The 17,745-nt window shown below is 44.8% G+C and carries 15 protein-coding genes; 9 read left to right on the top strand and 6 right to left on the bottom strand.

All coding sequences use genetic code 11. The features are described from left to right. Positions 1 to 9 precede the first annotated feature (9 nt). The 3 genes from ACTHPG_RS09975 to ACTHPG_RS09985 form a co-directional block, all read right to left on the bottom strand. Positions 10 to 900 (bottom strand): ABC transporter permease, encoded by an 891-nt coding sequence (locus ACTHPG_RS09975; RefSeq protein ID WP_278295126.1) that lies wholly within the window; start codon positions 898 to 900, stop codon positions 10 to 12. Between the two features lie 90 nt (positions 901 to 990). After that, positions 991 to 2,592, bottom strand: coding sequence for a hypothetical protein (locus ACTHPG_RS09980; protein WP_440389042.1), 1,602 nt, complete (start codon positions 2,590 to 2,592; stop codon positions 991 to 993). A 185-nt stretch (positions 2,593 to 2,777) separates the two neighbouring features. Next, positions 2,778 to 3,788: an alpha/beta fold hydrolase gene (locus tag ACTHPG_RS09985; RefSeq protein WP_440389043.1), complete on the bottom strand. Its 1,011-nt coding sequence runs from the start codon at positions 3,786 to 3,788 to the stop codon at positions 2,778 to 2,780. A 124-nt stretch (positions 3,789 to 3,912) separates the two neighbouring features. Between ACTHPG_RS09985 and ACTHPG_RS09990 the strand changes: the two genes are divergently transcribed. Both ACTHPG_RS09990 and ACTHPG_RS09995 read left to right on the top strand, forming a co-directional pair. Next, complete coding sequence (locus tag ACTHPG_RS09990) at positions 3,913 to 4,797, top strand: LysR family transcriptional regulator (protein ID WP_440389045.1); 885 nt, start codon at positions 3,913 to 3,915, stop codon at positions 4,795 to 4,797. A 64-nt stretch (positions 4,798 to 4,861) separates the two neighbouring features. Beyond that, a complete protein-coding gene (locus tag ACTHPG_RS09995) occupies positions 4,862 to 5,350 on the top strand; it encodes an NUDIX domain-containing protein (RefSeq protein ID WP_440389046.1) in 489 nt (162 codons plus the stop codon). Positions 5,351 to 5,475: 125 nt separating this feature from the next. Here ACTHPG_RS09995 and ACTHPG_RS10000 read toward each other — a convergent pair whose 3' ends face one another. Continuing rightward, entirely contained in the window at positions 5,476 to 5,823 is a 348-nt protein-coding gene (locus ACTHPG_RS10000; RefSeq protein ID WP_440389047.1) for a winged helix-turn-helix transcriptional regulator, read from the bottom strand. 134 nt (positions 5,824 to 5,957) lie between these two features. On the opposite strand from ACTHPG_RS10000, the gene ACTHPG_RS10005 reads away from it, so the two are divergent. Both ACTHPG_RS10005 and ACTHPG_RS10010 read left to right on the top strand, forming a co-directional pair. Beyond that, entirely contained in the window at positions 5,958 to 6,872 is a 915-nt protein-coding gene (locus ACTHPG_RS10005; RefSeq protein ID WP_440389048.1) for a DsbA family oxidoreductase, read from the top strand. Between the two features lie 131 nt (positions 6,873 to 7,003). Next, positions 7,004 to 7,582, top strand: coding sequence for a hypothetical protein (locus ACTHPG_RS10010; protein ID WP_440389050.1), 579 nt, complete (start codon positions 7,004 to 7,006; stop codon positions 7,580 to 7,582). A gap of 502 nt (positions 7,583 to 8,084) precedes the next feature. Here ACTHPG_RS10010 and arfA read toward each other — a convergent pair. Further along, positions 8,085 to 9,593 carry an arabinosylfuranosidase ArfA gene (gene arfA / locus ACTHPG_RS10015; RefSeq protein ID WP_440389051.1) on the bottom strand — a complete coding sequence of 503 codons (1,509 nt, stop codon included), beginning with the start codon at positions 9,591 to 9,593 and terminating at the stop codon, positions 8,085 to 8,087. A 210-nt stretch (positions 9,594 to 9,803) separates the two neighbouring features. Between arfA and ACTHPG_RS10020 the strand changes: the two genes are divergently transcribed. The 5 genes from ACTHPG_RS10020 (at position 9,804) to ACTHPG_RS10040 (ending at position 16,742) form a co-directional block, all read left to right on the top strand. Next, the gene (locus ACTHPG_RS10020) at positions 9,804 to 10,736 is read left to right on the top strand and encodes an ArsR/SmtB family transcription factor (protein ID WP_440389052.1); all 933 of its coding nucleotides are present in this window, start codon (positions 9,804 to 9,806) and stop codon (positions 10,734 to 10,736) included. A 228-nt stretch (positions 10,737 to 10,964) separates the two neighbouring features. Then, entirely contained in the window at positions 10,965 to 11,813 is an 849-nt protein-coding gene (licT, locus tag ACTHPG_RS10025) for a BglG family transcription antiterminator LicT (protein ID WP_440389053.1), read from the top strand. 153 nt (positions 11,814 to 11,966) lie between these two features. Continuing rightward, the gene (locus ACTHPG_RS10030) at positions 11,967 to 13,892 is read left to right on the top strand and encodes a beta-glucoside-specific PTS transporter subunit IIABC (RefSeq protein WP_440389055.1); all 1,926 of its coding nucleotides are present in this window, start codon (positions 11,967 to 11,969) and stop codon (positions 13,890 to 13,892) included. 88 nt (positions 13,893 to 13,980) lie between these two features. After that, positions 13,981 to 15,447: a glycoside hydrolase family 1 protein gene (locus ACTHPG_RS10035; protein WP_440389056.1), complete on the top strand. Its 1,467-nt coding sequence runs from the start codon at positions 13,981 to 13,983 to the stop codon at positions 15,445 to 15,447. Between the two features lie 221 nt (positions 15,448 to 15,668). Continuing rightward, complete coding sequence (locus ACTHPG_RS10040; RefSeq protein ID WP_440389058.1) at positions 15,669 to 16,742, top strand: phosphotransferase enzyme family protein; 1,074 nt, start codon at positions 15,669 to 15,671, stop codon at positions 16,740 to 16,742. Between the two features lie 95 nt (positions 16,743 to 16,837). On the opposite strand, the gene ACTHPG_RS10045 is transcribed toward ACTHPG_RS10040, so the two are convergent. Further along, positions 16,838 to 17,668: an AraC family transcriptional regulator gene (locus ACTHPG_RS10045; protein WP_440389060.1), complete on the bottom strand. Its 831-nt coding sequence runs from the start codon at positions 17,666 to 17,668 to the stop codon at positions 16,838 to 16,840. Between the last annotated feature and the right edge of the window lie 77 nt (positions 17,669 to 17,745).

Below are 17,745 nucleotides of genomic sequence, written 5' to 3' on the forward strand. Positions count from 1 at the left end.
TCCTCCTTCTTAGAAGATGCGATAGCCAGCCACCCTGTAGGCCAGGATATACGATACGGCAACCAGAACACTGGAAATGATGGATTTGAACAATCCTACGGCGGTACCGATTGAATACTGTGCCTGCTGAATTCCCAGACGGTATACATAAGTGTCAATAATATCACCGGTCTGATAGACGACAGGGGAGTAGAGATTATAGATTTGGTCAAAGCCAGCATTGAGTACATTTCCAAGTGACAACACGGTCATTAAAACAATTGTTGGCATGAGGAGGGGCAGTGTAATGTAGATGGTTTGCTTCCAGCGCTTGGCTCCGTCAATTACAGCGGCCTCGTAAAGACCCGGATCAATACTGGTAAGGGCTGCCAAATAAACAACCGTGCCAAACCCGAAGCCTTTCCATATGTCACTCACGATCATCGTCCAGGGAAAAATGGAGGGTGTGCCAAGAAAGGAGATCGGTGCAATTCCGAATACGCCCAGAAACGTATTAATAATGCCATCGGAACTAAGGATATCCAGCATGATGCCGGCCATAATGACCCAAGAGAGGAAGTTTGGAATGTAGACTAATGTTTGGAATGTGCGTTTGATTCCACTGTGAAGTACCTCGTTGAGCAATAATGCAAAAATGACGGGCACGATGATACCCCCAATAATCTTGAAGACAGACATGTACAATGTATTCCAGATCGTTCTTACGAAGTTCGGCTGATTAAAGATATGCGCAAAATTATCCCATCCGACCCATGGCGAATTGAAACCAAGGCCCGGATTGTACTTTTGAAACGCGATAATAAGTCCGTAGAATGGGATGTAACTAAAGATGAAGACCAGGACCAGACTGGGGATCAACATGAGGTGATAAGCTCGCTGTTGCTTCCATTTTCTCAGCATTCGTATTCCTCCGTTCTTGGCGCGATAAAGTTGTAACCGCTGCCAAGAAGGGACGAGAATCATTCCCGTCCCTTCTTGGCAACAGACTTATTATTTTCCGTATGCCTCATTGACGGCCTGAGTTGCATCATCGCCTCCGGCTGCTCGCCAGTTCTGGACAATCACATCGAAATAATCAATACTTTCGCTACCCATAATGATCTTGGTGAAGCCCTCCGTCAGGATATCATCCAAAGTTGTTCCATAGCTTGACAGGATCTCTGGTGTAACACCCCATAAGGCTGTTTTCGTATAGTTTTCGCTGTCGAGTACTTTTTTGGCAAGACCATACGCATTTTTGGGAGCACCTTGTTGCAAATAATCACCGACTGCTCCTGGGGTTGCATTCTCCATGAATTCAACACTGTTATTATATTTTTGCCACATACCCGAAGTCGTGAGTCCACTGGTATCCTTGGATTCAAGGGCAGCAGACACCGCCTCAAATTGCTCGTAATCCGAATTCGGATTCAACACACGGAACGCACCGACAACATGGGCAATATCGTTATCCAGCAAAGCAGATAGCGTTTCTGTAGATTCCTTGCCATTGCCTTCATCCACGATATAAGCATAGTCGTTCAAAATCTCGATCACTTTCTCGGGGTTCTTGAATCCCTTCTTCATGACAATATAATTGTTGTTGGCGAAAAAGATGGATTGTTTGGCTTCCTTCCCATCGACGGTAGGAATGATATATGGATAGAAGATAGCGTCCTTACCCAAGTTGGATACCGTATCGACACCCGGATTATAACCCCACCATTGATAATAAGGCTGCATTCCCACTTTGCCGGCGACAATGTCTGCGTTCATCGCGTTGAAGTCTTTGATTGCAAATTCCGGATCAATGATGCCTCGCTTGTACCATTCTGACCACTCAGCCAGTGCATTCTTCATCTCAGTCTGCACGGAGCCATACACGAGTTGTCCACTTTTATCCTCCATCCACATATCCGGATGCGCATTCCATGCGATCGCGAGCAGGTTAAGGTAATCCAACGACTGATCTACTGCTATGCCATAACCACCGTGCTTTTCCATAAATTTCAATGCGATATTCTTAATGTCTTCCACAGATTTCGGGTCCTGGAGCCCTAATTCTTCTTTCCAGTCGTTCCGAATCCAGATGAAGTCTGGTTGTTCAATTAATCCCCAGTGCATCTGCGGTATGCCGTACAGCTTACCGTCCTTCTTTCCGGACTCGTAACTGTCTGCATCCGCTTCCATATAACCTTTGAGACGATCCGAAGCGTGTTGATCAAAGACCTCTGAGAGGTCCATGACCATATCGGCTTCGACCAACTGCCTCAATTGCGATGGGTTAACCCTGAAGACATCAGGCAGATCGTTCGATGCGATAGCCAAATTCAATTTGGTATCATACTCATCGCTGACCCAGTCTGTTTTCACATTGATATTAAACTTCTCTTTGTAGCGCTTGATCCACACATTGTTGGTGATGTCGTCGCCCTTTGGATATTTTGCAGAAGTGTATTCAGATGTTACGGTGTGAATGGTTGTCGTTCCAGCCTCGTTGGAATCCGGATCTGTCGTTGAACCTTTCTCTGCACCGCTTCCATTGCTACAGGCTGCGAGTAATAAGGTTGACATGCACATAGACAAGACTAAAGCTTTCGTTTTCTTGTTCATTTCTTTTCCCCCTTATCAGTCAGAATCAATAACGCTTTCTTGAAAATATTCTAAACGAGAAAGGGGGAATGCGATATAAAGGTTATTGACGGGAACCCGTATGTTTTTTTACTTTCGAGTCTTAGCGAAGACAAGATCAATGAGCTTTGTGCACTTTTTTTACTTTATACTCCTTCTTTTTTTACTCATGTCTCCAAAAAGTGCTTTAGATGACGTTCGATAACGATTGAATCCGCTTCGTTAGCTCCAATTCCAAAGCAGTGTCCCCACTTGGACTCTATAAGTTGAAGTACAGCGTTGGGCATATGTTGAACATCATACGCACTGTCTTCAGGCGTAAAGAACAAGTCACTTGACCCTGGCATAACGAGTGCAGGAGAGGTGATCTTACGCAGGGCCTGTTCGAAGTTACAGCGATCCTCGGGATTGTTACTAATGTCTCCATCTATTCCTGTACGCAGCATGGTAATCAAGTCGTTAGCATCAAAGGAAAGAAATACCTGATCCCAGTAATCTTCCACATATGATTTTAAGGTATCGTAACCCTCAGATCGGTACAATTGCTCCAAATAATACGCTTGCGAAAATCCCCATGGAGCATAAACTCTTCCCATCGCTGCGAGACCGGCAACCGGAGGGCGCTCATACCTGCCATTTTTAAAATTGGAATCTGCCTGTAATGCTGCGATCATGGCTTCGAATACCAACTGTGTATGGGGTCTGCTCTTTGCCGTTCCGCCAAATGGGGCAATACGTTCAACCATCTCCGGATAACTGGTTCCCCATTGATAGACCTGCATGGCTCCCAGAGACCAGCCTACAACGAGTTTAATCTTGTTAATACCGAATTTCTCAGTGAGTAATTGATGTTGGGCACGCACATTGTCATACATGGAGATGAGAGGAAAGTTCTCCTTATCAAATGGGGCAGGGGTATTGCTCGGAGAGGACGATAATCCGTTACCTAACATATTAGGTACAATGATAAAATACCGACTGGGATCCAAGGCCTTGCCCGCTCCAATTAACCATTCATTATCTGTGTGAAGCCCAGCAAACCATGTTGGGACGACAATAACATTGTCTTTTGCCGCATTTAGGTTTCCATAAGTCTTGTATGCCATAAAAGCTTGAGGGAGATGTTGCCCCGATTGAAGTAATGTATTTCCAAGGTTATATGTTTCATAATCGTTCATGGATGGATTCTCCTTAAAATATAGTCATAACTTGATTTCACTCTACATTACGTCTATCATCAATTCAACGAAACGTTATTGAATATATCGTTCATTTTTTTTGAACAGAGGAGGCGCTTGATTCATGGAAATACGTCAGTTAAAAACCTTTTGGACACTTGCATCGACCTGTAGCTTTCATCAAACTGCTGAATTATTGAATTATGTACCGTCTACCATTACGATGCAGATCAAATCACTGGAAGAAGAGCTCGGGGTGAAATTGCTGGATCGATTAGGCAAAAAGGTTGTGTTAACCGACGCTGGGCAACAATTTTTGCCGTACGCCACTAGAATCTTAAATGATGTAGAGGAAGCGAAGTGCATATCAAGTCAACATGGGGAATTGGCGGGAACGGTTGTCATCGGAGCAGACGAGGTACTCTGTGCTTATCTTCTTCCATCCTTGTTCAAACGTTTCCGAGTGGAGTACCCTGGTGTGCGGTTATTCTTCCGCCCGTTGTCTGGTCAAGAGCTTAAATCGAGTCTGAGAGAAGGGCATGCAGATATCGTGTTTGTATTGGATGAACCTGTTGGTTCCAAAGATCTCCATTCCGAGTTTTTAAAGGGTGAGCCCTTTCGAATGGTGGTTTCTCCGGATCATATGTTAGCATCGCGTTCCACGTTGGTCATTGATGACTTTCACAAACAGCATTTTTTACTGACCGAAAAGAACTGTTCGTATCGCACTCATTTTGACCAATCCATAACAAAGAAAGGTGCGGATGCTCTGACAGAGCTGGAGTTTCATAGTGTAGAAGCCATTAAACAGTGTGCTATAGCTGGACTTGGAATTGCGCTGTTGCCTGAAATGGCTTTGAAGAAAGAGTTAAGCGAGGGGGAAGTGGTTTCTCTGCCATGGGATTTGTCAGATGTGTCCTTTACTGCACAAATGCTATGGCATCGGGAAAAATGGATTTCTCCGTCCATGGCTGCTTTCATGCAGGTCGCAAAGAGTGAGTGGAATTGATTGTTCAGAATTTGTTTAGATGTATGTGTTAAAATATTCTTCACAAAATATATGGGGGATTACAATGGAAAGAAAGATTAGAAATTCTGCAAAAGCATTAATTATCAAAGACGGGAGGATGCTGGCGATTAGGCAGGAAGATCATGGAGATGTCATCTATACCTTGCCTGGCGGGAGCCAGAATGCAGGTGAAACACTGACTGAGGCTGTGAAGAGAGAAGTCGCAGCAGAAGTCGGTGTAGATGTGGAGCCTTTATCTTTGGAATTCGTCATTGAAGGTGTCTATGGTGCAGCTCTTCATCGTGTAGATTTTGTTTTTTTATCCGAATACATAGGTTTAAGGGACAATAACAGTGCTATTCTGTCAAGTGACGAAAATCAAATAGAGTATGAATGGCTTGAAATTAAAAATTTGATGCAATTACCTTTATTGCCTTCAAAATTAAGGAAACAGATCGTAAGGTTGGTTAAGGGAGAACAAACGGTTATGTATTTAGGGAGTGAAGAAGATGACGAGACTGAATCGTTAGATGTGCACACGGCAGCTTTGTAAGTACAAAGCAAAGGCTATTTCAAAGGACGTGATGGTCCGGTGAAATAGCCTCTTTGCCATTGAACAAAATGTACCGAGTGATTCAAAATGAACTTCCAGTCGAAGAGTTTACATGAGACCAGGCATTATATATCTTGTTTCTTCAAACCTGCTGTCATATTTTTCTGACCCCACATTACAACGGATTCGATTAAAGGAACCAATTCCTTACCCGATTCTGTGAGCGAATATTCCACTCTCGGAGGTACCTCATTATATTGCTCCCGGTGTACAATGCCGGAATGAATCAAATCCTTCAGACAGTTCGTTAGCATCGTTCCGGTAATGCCAGGCAGTCTTCGTTTTAATTCATTGTAACGTATACAGTCACTTTCACTAAGGATTGCCAGGATCGGAAGATTCCACTTGCCTCCAATAACCTGAAATGCATAAGTCGCTGGACATAACTGATCAAAATTAAACTCGTATTTCACTGGATACCCTCCAATAGTATACTTTTTGATACTAAGTCAGAAAAAGAATCGTACTTGTTCAGAAGTTTGTAGACATTATAATCAAACTAACACAAGAAAATCAATTCATAAAACAAGATAAAGGCGGGATATACGTGAGTAACGAATCTATGATGTGTGATCTGGAAACAGGCATATGTGGTGTGGGCGAAGAAGAAACTATGCAAAAAATCAATCTGAATCACGTTGAGAAAAGGATAACTCTTTATTACGCAACAGATCCGATCTGCTCTCACTGTTGGGCGCTTGAGCCTGTGCTTCAACGGTTTGTAGAGGAATACGGTCATTATTTTACGATGCAAATCAAAATGGGTGGGCTACTGGCTAACTGGAACGGTTTCTCGGATGGTGCTAACGGGATTCAAAAGCCTTCGGACGTTGCAGAACATTGGAAGGAAGTGGGTGAGCACTCACGCATGCCCATCGACGGTTCCTTATGGCATGACAATCCAATACTTTCTTCCTATCCGCCATCTCGCGTATTTAAGGTCATTCAGAGTACACACCCTGGTAAAGAGCATGAATTTTTAAGACGTGCGCGTGAGGCCGTGTTTGCATTTAATCGAAATATTGGAGAAGATGATGTGCTGACGGATATCGTCAATCAACTGGGCTTGAATGGAAAAGAAGTGGTTGAGGCGGCTACACAGCAGTCGGCACAAGAGTTATTAGAGGAAGACTTTGAGCGTGTCGCCAGCTTGGGAGTTAGAGGTTTCCCATCCATCATCATTGTGAATGAAGAGAACCAGGGTATGAAAATTGTCGGAGCGCGTTCTCTTGAAACATATGTGCAAGCACTTCAGCAGGTACTGGGAGTTGATCTGCAACCAAAACAGATTACCTCGTTGGAGCAGAAAATGAATGAAGGACACCTTCTTTTTTCTAAAGAAATGGAGGTCATGTACGATATTGAAAAGAGTGATATTGCATCCTATGTAAAATCTGAATTGGCAGATAACACATATCGTGTGGGTCATATTTTAAATGAGATGTATATTGAGCGTATCTGAGGAAAAAACAAGGAATCTGTAGTCGCACGTCAGAATCTTCCTGCTTCGGCACAGGGATGTGTTATTCGCACAGGCAAGTCGTCCACCCATTGCGTAGACTGAAGTAGATCAAGTCAAGTGAGGTGAATTCCATGGCGAAGACCAGTGAAATACACGTCAAGGCAAAACGGCTTAAGGATCGTCCAGTCTGCGTGACTCTTCATAATGGCGAAACGTACGTTGGCTACATCTCTGATGTCAATCACGCAGGAGTAGTGATTACCGGGGGTGGAAAGCTTACTCAGACCGCAATTACAACACCTTCATCTGAAGGCAGTACGCGCAAAACCAAACCTAAAGCAGGGGCTGCGAGAAAAACAGCATCTTCTCGAAAACGTAAACGGGGCAACAGTTCTCATAAGTCGCAGGTACGATCCCGGTCGATGTCTCGTTCAACTTCCCGGCAAGCTCAGGTATCATCTTTCATGCCTATGTTAGGGTCATTGTTAGGTGGCTTTGGCGGACTTGGCGGTGCAGGCTCGATTGGAGGTATGTTGGGTGGAGGTATGCGGTTGTTTGGCATGATCCAACGCTTTACACCTGTGGTCAAAATGGGGTATGGCATGATTAAGCAGATTCAGCCATTTATGGGGGCCGTTCAAGGGTTGATGAATCCACCAAGCCAGACAGCTCAGGGTGAAGCCGCCGAAGCGGAAGAGAACGAGGACTAATCAAATGCTCATGCAAGAAAGCAAATTGAAAGCTGCTTCCCGTGCTCGATGGAGGCAGCTTATTTGCATGCCGTTATAAGCTGAAATGGTGCTCTCGCAAAGAATTTCCCTTGGCAGCATGTGCTAACGAACCTACCACATCTTATTAGGCTGATAATCAAGAAATAAAAATTGTAACGAACCTCAGTGAAGCTAATGCTCTATAAAATGTCTTCTGATCCTGAAATGGTAGTCCGTTTGCCGAAATAAAGTCTCTGTGATTCGTTACACGTCAAATCTGCGCAAAAGAAAGCGAATAGCGTGTGTGATATTCATTAGATCATTACAGCGATTTGCACTAACAAGGTTTCCTTGTTACAGTGAACGCGAATAAGGGGCCTTCCCAGTCATCGGTATGACTCATGGGACGGCCCCTCACTATACTGATCTTGCCTAGCATTGAAACACGTATGGTAATTTGGACTATTTTAACGAAAAAGATCTTTCAGCTAACTAATTTTTATTAAGCCTGTTTGGTTTTCAGGCGAATTACGTTCCATGACGCTTTGTTCAGCACAGCTTGAACTTTACCTTGATCCACGGTTGTGTGTCCGCCATTGTGTGGAAGGACGTTGCGTGGATTTTCTTTGGTATTCGTAGCTTTCAGGTCGTTGTTTTCCAGTACGATGTGCTCCACAAATGTGGTTTCTCCGAAAGAACGCAGATCCACATTCAATTCCAATTGCTCATCCAGATGTCTGTTCACCGCAAAGATCGTAATTGTGCCGTTCTCTTCATCGTGCACACTGATCGCTTCGAGATAAGGAACATCTGTAAAGTCTTTGGAGTCGTATTTAGGTGAAGTTGTAATGGAGCGCAACACTGTACCACGACCGAAGTTGGAGGCGTGCATGAACGGGAAGTACGTTGTCTGGAACCAGATCGCTCCGTTATTTTCAGTCATGATTGGTGCAATGGTGTTAATCAGCTGTGCAAGGCAAGCCATTTTAACACGGTCAGCATGTTTGAGTATGGTGATCAGATAACAGCCCACTGCCAATGCATCTTCATGTGTATACACATCTTCAAACTCTGGAGGGGCAATCTGCCAACGTTCTTCCATACGGCTTGTGCCAATGGATTTCCAGACATTCCACTCATCCAGGGACAGCATCAATTTCTTTTTGCTGCGTTTCTTGGCTTGTACGAAATCACAGATGGAAGCCACACTATCAATGAATTGATCCAGATCCAGCGAAGTCGCCAGGAAGTCATATGTGTTGTCCTTGTTGTTATTGTAATACTGATGCAGGGACAAGTAGTCCACATTTTCATAGGTAAGATCAAGCACGGTTGCTTCCCAATCTGCAAATGTCTTCATATCACGGCTGGAGCTGCCACATGCAACGAGTTCAATCTCTGGATCAACCCATTTCATCGCTTTGGCTGTTTCATTCGCAATACGACCGTATTCATATGCAGTCATCGCACCAATCTGCCAAGGGCCGTCCATTTCATTACCGAGGCACCATGTTTTGAATTTATGTGGATCTTTATATCCGTGAGAGATACGCAGATCACTCCAGTATGTGCCAGATGGGTGATTGCAGTACTCCACCAGGTTTCTGGCTGCATCAATACCGCGAGTACCCAGATTTACAGCCATCATTACTTCCGTACCTACCAACTTCGCCCAATCTGCAAATTCGTTCGTGCCCACAGCATTGGTTTCAATCGTCCACCAAGCCAGCTCAAGTCTGCGTTTACGCTCTGCTACCGGACCAACGCCGTCCTCCCAATTGTAACCGGATACGAAATTACCACCCGGGTAACGAACGATGGGTACGTTCAGCGCCTTGATCGCTTCAATGGCGTCCTGACGAAAACCTTGAGCATCCGCATTAGGATGACCTGGATCATAAATGCCGCCATATACAGCCCGTCCCAAATGTTCTACAAATGAACCGTATACGCGAGGGTCAACCTCCGCAATCTGAAAATCTTTATCAATAAGCATCTTGGATGTAAGCATGGGAAAACCTCCATAGAATTAATTTTAGATGTATAAGAAACTTTATTTGACGATGAGTTCGCATAAAAGCAAAATCAACTCATTGATTTGTTATCTAATGTGTATCATAATGCTATTATAATGAGCAAGTTCATTTTGCAGGGTTCGCTAAATAACGAATCCTGAATCAGAAATATATGGATACTATAATTTGATAAAGGTGTGAAGTTCATGATGCTTGGCACGGATGCCTCATCCTTGATAATATATGAATCGCTAGCCAGCGAGGCTCGTTTAAATATCGTTCGTCTATTATTGCAAAACAGGGAAATGCATATCAATGCACTTGCCAAAGAGCTGTATCTGAGCAAAGCCATCGTTAGTACACATGTGAGCAAATTGCAGAAAGCGGGCATCATAGGCAGCCGCATGAAGCGTGAGAACGGTGGGACATATAAATATTGCTTTATTCTGCAAGAATTCATGACGATCAATCTCTCTCCGGAACCAGTTGATGCTCCGTACCATGAAGTCTCTATTCCGGTGGGTCAGTATACGGATTACGAAGCCTGGCCCACCTGTGGCATTGCAACTACAACGCAAATGATTGGACAATATGACACACCAGCCTGTTTCATGGATCCGGATCGGGTCAATGCAGGCATTCTTTGGTTCGCACGAGGCTTTCTGGAATATAAGATTCCCAATTATCTGAATACAGAACAGCATCTCCAGGAAATTGAAATTTCACTCGAACTCAGTTCGGAAGCACCCCAAGTTAATGAAAACTGGCCTTCCGACATTCGCTTTTCCCTTAATGGCAAACACTTGGGAACATGGACAAGCCCTGGTGACTTTGGCGATCGGAAAGGCAAACATACACCGCTATGGTGGAAATTGGACGTCAATCAGTATGGTGTACTGAAGGTGCTGCGCGTTAACGGAGAAGGCACGTTTATGGATGGTCAGCGCATCTCGGATGTGTGTATCCACGATCTGCAACTGGATTCTTCCACATACTGGACATTTGGATTAAGACCGGAAGAAGGGGTGCCCGGTCGTGGAGGACTTACACTTTTTGGGAAAGGGTTCGGTAACTACGATCAGGACATTTTGATTCGATACTATTACGATGAAGGGGAGTCTACATCTCCTAATGTATAAAATGCTGTCCTTTATGTCATTGTAATAAGACAATAATCACCTAGATGAAGCGTAAGAGAAATCCTTTGTATTGGTATTGACAACGATTACATCGGTGGTGTAAGATACAGCTAAATAAGGAGTGTCACTGATTCGATCAGGCACCACCACAGTCTGGATTTCACAAGTTTGTTTGACTTGTGTCCGGGACCATGGTGGTGCTTTTTGCATATTGGGGGTGAGAACATCATGAGGTTCAAAAAAACGTTAAACAACAACATTGCCCTGGCAGAGGATGCCGAAGGCTGCGAAGTCATTGTGATCGGAACCGGAGTTGGGTTCAAAAAAGTGAAAGGACAATGGATTGAACGGGAACAGATTCAAAAAACATTTCGAATCGGCTCAAATGACAAATACCAGCGATTGGAGCAATTTTTTAATGATATCCCGCTGCAAGTCATTAACGTTACCGATCAAATCATTGAGCATGGCCGAAGCCAAATCGGTAAAAAGCTGAACGATTCCATTCTGCTCACCCTGGCTGATCACATTCACTTTGCGCTGGATCGCTTCAAGAGTGGTGTTGACGTGCCGAATCCGCTTCACTGGGATATCCGTCATCTGTATCCTGTGGAATACCGTATCGGAGTCTATGCCGTCGAGCTAATTAACGAAGCTTTTGAGGTAAGTTTGCCATCGACAGAGGCCAGTTCCATCGCTCTTCATTTTGTGAATTCGCAGTTTGATTCGGGCAGTATGAATCAAACGATCAAGATAACCCAAATGATTAATGACGTATTAGATATCATGACGGATCATTTTGGAATGGCACTGAATCAGGAGACCACTGATTTTTCCCGTTTCGTTACCCATCTCAGATATTTCATCGTCCGACAATTGAACAGGGAAGTACTTTCCTTCAAGGATCAGCAGTTTCTGTATGACGTATTGTCGGAGCGATACCCGTCCAGCTTCCGGTGCGCACTTAAGATAAAAGAAGCGATGGAGCAGCAGCGCGGATTCGAGATTACTCCCGATGAGATGGTATACCTCATGATTCACATCGAGAGAGTGACATCCCGTTTCGACACGGGTTGATCTCAATACAACCAGCTTGGAGCTATATCACATGATTATGAATATGGAGTGTTACTGATTCGATCAGGCACCACCAAATGTTTCCGACTCCGCTACCTGCGGCGGGCCGGGTTGGCATTTGGTTTTTTTTCGCCCAAAAAAGGAGGAAGCAGCATGAATCACCGGGAGTTGTCGCAAGAAATCATTCACTTAACAGGAGGGCAAGGGAACTTAACACAAGCCTGGCATTGCATCACACGGCTGCGATTCAATGTTCGTGATGAAGATAAGGTTCAGCTCGAGCAGATCAGAGCATTAGACGGTGTGCTCGGAGCCCAGTTTCAGAGCGATCAGTTTCAAGTCGTCATCGGAAACAAGGTCGCGGCCGTGTATGAAGAGATTGAGGGTCAACTGAAACAGGATGGCAAGCCGCAACCCGAAGCAGGTGCTCCACGTTCCAGAGGCATTAATGCAGTACTGGATACAATCTCGGGTATCTTCACTCCCATCCTTCCTGCCATCATAGGTACAGGTATGCTGAAGGGTATTCTGGCTTTACTGGTTACACTCGGAGCCATCCAGGAGACGAGTGGAGAGTATCAGATTCTGTCATCTATAGCGAATGCAGCTTTTTATTTTTTACCTTTTCTGCTTGCTGTCTCGTCTGCCCGCAAGTTCAAAGTCAATGAATATATTGCCCTGACCCTCGCAGGCACGTTATTGTATCCAACCATCCTGAATGCATATCTGGCAAATCAGCTGGAGCCGATACGTTTTCTTTCACTGCCCGTGTCCATTGTGAATTATACCCAGTCTGTCATTCCAATCATTCTGGGTGTGTGGCTTCTGAGTTACGTTCATCGCTGGGTGGATCGATTCATTCCTGGCCCGGTCAAGGTGATCTTCACCTCGATGATTGTATTAGTCATCACGGTTCCCATTCTGCTTATTGCCATTGGGCCACTCGGAAATTACATCGGTATCTATCTCGAAATGGGTACATCCTGGCTATTTGCTCATTCAGGTCCGTTGACCGGAATTGTTCTTGGTGGATTAATGCCATTGATCGTGATGACAGGCATGCACTATGCGTTTTTCCCGGGTACGTTGCAGAACTTGAGCAAACTTGGATATGACGTGCTTTTGTTGCCGATCAACCTTGTGACCAATATGAGCCAGGCGGGTGCCGTGGCGGCCGTGTTTCTCAAAACAAAAGACAAGTCCATGAAATCCATAGCCTTGTCCAGCGGCATCTCTGCCTTGCTCGGCATCACGGAGCCAGCACTGTACGGGGTAACACTGAAGTTGAAAAAACCATTTTATGCTTCACTGATCGGTGGGGCCGCTGGCGGCGGGTTTATTACTGCAGTTGGTCTGAAGTGCTTCGGCTTTGCCGTGCCGGGACTGCTGGCCCTTCCATTATACATTGGCCCAGGGGGAGGCATGGCTAACTTCTGGTATGCTCTGAGCGGCATCGGCATCAGCTTTACCGTTTCCTTCATACTGACATTACTGCTCAAGTGGGATGAGCCGAACACAGATCGTATTGCCGTATCCGATTCATCCCAATCACATCAAGCCACAACAACGGTTGTGACTGATGAAGAGGCAAGAGCTGTAACCGTGCATTCAATCGAAGAAAAGAAAGGCGAAGTATTCAGCCCGCTCACTGGCGAAGTTGTGCCGCTTGCATCGCTACCGGACAAAACCTTTGCTGAGGAGATGACCGGAAAAGGTATTGCCGTTCTTCCGCAGGAAGGACGCGTAACAGCCCCATTTGACGGAATCGTCACCATGGTTGCCAAAAGCAAACATGCGGTCATGTTAACGTCGACGAGCGGGGTTGAAATTCTTATTCACGTTGGATTGAACAGTGTATCGCTCAAAGGGAAATTTTTTGACGTGAAGGTTACTGCCGGACAAGAAATGAAGAAGGGTGATCTGCTTCTGGAGTTCGACATGGATGGTTTGCGGGATGCTGGGGTTAATCCGGTTACACCGGTAATCGTAACCAATACACCAGATTACCTTGACGTGGTGCCGGTTCAGGTGAAGGGGGTGATTCCGATGAATGAATTGCTTCTCCTCACTGTTCGCTAACAGCTGTATGAAGGCGTAATTTATTTATAAGGGACTTACGAGCAATATAAAACAACTTTGTATTCACCCAAAAAAGGAGAGAAACCACATGACAAAAACAATTAAACACTCATTTCCTAAAGGATTCCTATGGGGAGGAGCTACCGCAGCCAATCAGCTCGAAGGGGCATATGACGCAGATGGCAAAGGTCTCTCTACTTCAGACATGGCACCTTATATCCCTCATGAAGAGCGTAACGGGAAAGATTTTACTTTCGACGTGGATTCCGTTCAACTGGAAGAATATCTGAGCGGTAACTCAGGCGTCTACTTTCCAAAACGAAATGGTGTGGATTTCTATCATCGCTACCAAGAAGACATTGCATTGTTTGCAGAGATGGGTTTCAAAGTGTTTCGTCTGTCGATCGCGTGGACACGCATCTTCCCGACAGGAGAAGAAGATGTTCCCAATGAAGCTGGACTTGCCTTCTATGATAACGTGCTCGACGAACTTTTGAAATACGGCATTGAACCGCTCGTAACGATCTCGCACTACGAAATGCCTGTAGAATTAACCCGTAAATATAACGGCTGGGAAAGCCGAGAAATGATTGATCTGTATCTGAAATTTGCCAACACACTGTTTGACCGTTACAAAAATAAAGTGAAATACTGGATCACCTTTAACGAGATGAATATGATGCTGACAAGCCTGTACACCGGCGGCGGCATTCTGGAAGATAAAATTAAGGGTTCGCAGGAACAGGTGGCATACCAGGCGACTCACCATCAATTTGTCGCAAGCGCACTCGCTGTCAAAAGCGGCAAAGAGAAAATGCCGGATGCTCAGATTGGTTGTATGATCTGCCGCCTGGAGACGTATGCTGCGTCCAGCAAACCGGAAGACGTTCTGCAAACACTGAAAGAAGATCAGATGAACTTGTTCTATCCGGAAGTACAGGCAAGAGGTGAATATCCGTCTTACATGCAACGTTACTTTGATGAACAGGGTATCGAACTGGTAAAAGGTCCTGAGGATGATGCCATTATCCGAGATAATACAGTGGACTTTATCGCATTCAGCTACTACATGACGTATATTGGAAAATATGACCCGAATGATAACAGCAACTCCGGCATGCTCGTCAGTCAGATTAAAAATCCGCATCTCAAAGCTACCGAATGGGGATGGCCTATCGACCCAATCGGCCTGCGTATTGCGCTTAACCGGCTGTATGATCGTTACCGGATGCCGCTCTTCATCGTGGAGAACGGGATGGGTGCAAAGGATACACTGGAAGAGGACGGAAGCGTATATGACACCTACCGGATTGAATACCTGCGCAGTCATATCGAGCAGATGAAAGAAGCGGTAGCTGATGGCGTGGAATTGATGGGTTTCACCAGCTGGGGTCCTATTGATATCATTAGCTGTTCAACTTCAGAGATGGGTAAACGATACGGATTTATTTACGTGGATCAGGACAATGCAGGACATGGTTCACTAGAAAGAACACGCAAGGATTCGTTCTACTGGTACAAACAAGTCATTGAAACAAATGGAGAAAACCTGTAATTATACAAAATTATAAGCCGCCCTTATGGGCGGTCTTTATTATGTACTAGCCAATAAAGGAATAATTACGTAAAATTGTGATATCCAAACAAGAGGAGTGAATTCAATGTCTAACAAGGTGATTGTGCTTTAGGTTCACAAAAGGATAGTTGTGTTAAGCATTCCTTTTGTGGACATTGCCGTGCGGGAAACCGTCCCAACAATGTTTACTGGAGGAGATCATGATTAACTTTAACGAAGCTGTTAACATTAGCAATACCCATGTACTGGCGCGAGTACCCGAGCTGTTTCATCTGGACGGTTACAACATTCAGCTTGTTGCCCCTCATGAGGGTGGGCGGAATATCGTTTACACTTGTGAGCAAGCGGGATGCGAACCGCTAATTCTCCGCGTGTCTTTTATGTCTGACAGAAAGCGGGAAGATTACATTGCCGAACTGGAATATGTCCGGTATTTATTTGAGCACGGGGCCAGTGTCTCGAATGTAGTCAGCTCGATTAAGGGCCATCTGTTGGAAGAGATCACTTATGATGAGCATACGTTCTTTATCAGTATGTTTGTGAAGGCCAAGGGAAAGTTGCTGGTAGAGAACCATTATCAGTATCGTGAAGGGGTTCCACTTGCCGAATACCATTATAATAGCGGTAAAGTTCTTGGGAAAATGCATCAGCTATCCAAAAGCTATGAACCCGTTCATAGCAGGCATCATTTTTTGGATAAATATAATAAGGAGTATATCGAAAGGGTGGTCCCTGAATCATTCTCTTTGCTCAGAAGTAAAATGATGGAACTTCTTCAAACGGTACAAGAATTGGGGATGAGCCAAGAGACATTGGGCATGATCCATTTCGATTACAATGACGGGAATTATTCGATTGATTTTGATACGGGACAAATCACGGTATATGATTTCGACAATTCCTGTTTTGGCTGGTACATGTTTGACCTCGCAAGTTTATGGATCAACGGGGTCGGCTGGATTCAATCTGAAGCTGAAGCGGACCAACGTAAACAGTTCATGGATGAGTATTTCCAAACCGTGCTCGCAGGATACACTTCAGAAACCCAGGTTTCTGATGCCATGCTGGATAAGCTGCCTTTATTTATTCAAGTCAGCCTTCTGGAGAATATTGTGGATCATTTTGAGATGACGCAGCGCGAAGGGGAGGAGCCGGAAGAGGATGACGAGGCTCTGTTATATCTGATTAAATGTTTGGAAGAAGATATTCCTTATAAAGGATTCTTCCATGAGATATATTCCACTGAGGCTCCCTTTGAATATGAGGAACGCTGAAGGGGCCTACATTGCAATCAAGAATAATGAATGATCAATCGATACAAAGAGGCAGCCGGCATAGACCGGCTGCCTCTTTGTGTATCTGAAGGACGCTATTCAAATTTGGAAGGAGGCACGTTGTAAAATTTTTTGAATGCTTTGGAGAACGTAAAGGGATCGGGATAACCCAGAAATCCGGCAATTTGCTGAATCGTATATTTTTTCTCGTACAGATAGTCTCTGGCCCGGTTCATTTTGATTTGATTGATGTACTGCCCTGGTGTGATACCCAGTATTCTCTTGAACAAAGAAATAAAATATTTCTCAGAGACGCCGGCAATAGCCGCAAGCTCGTTAACTCGGATGGCACGATGCAGATTCGCATCTACGTAGGGGAACACGTTCTGCAGAACTTCCAGACTTCCTTCGATTTTTCTCGGTTTGCTGTCTTTCAGAAAATCACCGTAATACAGACCTTGCCGGTGTAATTCAAATATTCTGGCGATCACGAGAAGCAGAGAGGCTTTCAAGTAAAGTGGGCTTCCGGAAGCACCGCTACTCTGCTTGTACCTTTGATAGGATGAGGTGAACAGCGTTGATTCCTCCCAGATCAAGTTGCCAGGTACGACGCCCGGGAGTTGAAACTCGCCGAGAATGCGCTTCTGTTCAGCGATGCTGAAATCAAAGTGCATATATACAAATCGGCACAGATCTCCGGTCGTCGAGGCGGTGTAGGGCATATCCGGGTAAAAGAACACGACGTCACCCGGGTTGGCCATATGTTCGAATCCATCAATACTAATCTGGACGGAGCCTGCTGTAATGAACCAAAGATCATAATCGGAATGGGACTTGTGCTCCGTCCAATGGCTGTCGTGTGTTTGTTCCAGATAAGAGCTCATGCGCAGTGTGATATACTCCGATAGTTCATCAATTATACTCATATTTACAGTCCCTGCATGCATCCAATTCAACCTAATCCTCTCCACTTTATGACATCCTGCATCTTTCACTATCATAG

It is taken from the genome of Paenibacillus sp. SAF-068 (assembly GCF_051967555.1).
GTDB lineage: Bacteria > Bacillota > Bacilli > Paenibacillales > Paenibacillaceae > Paenibacillus.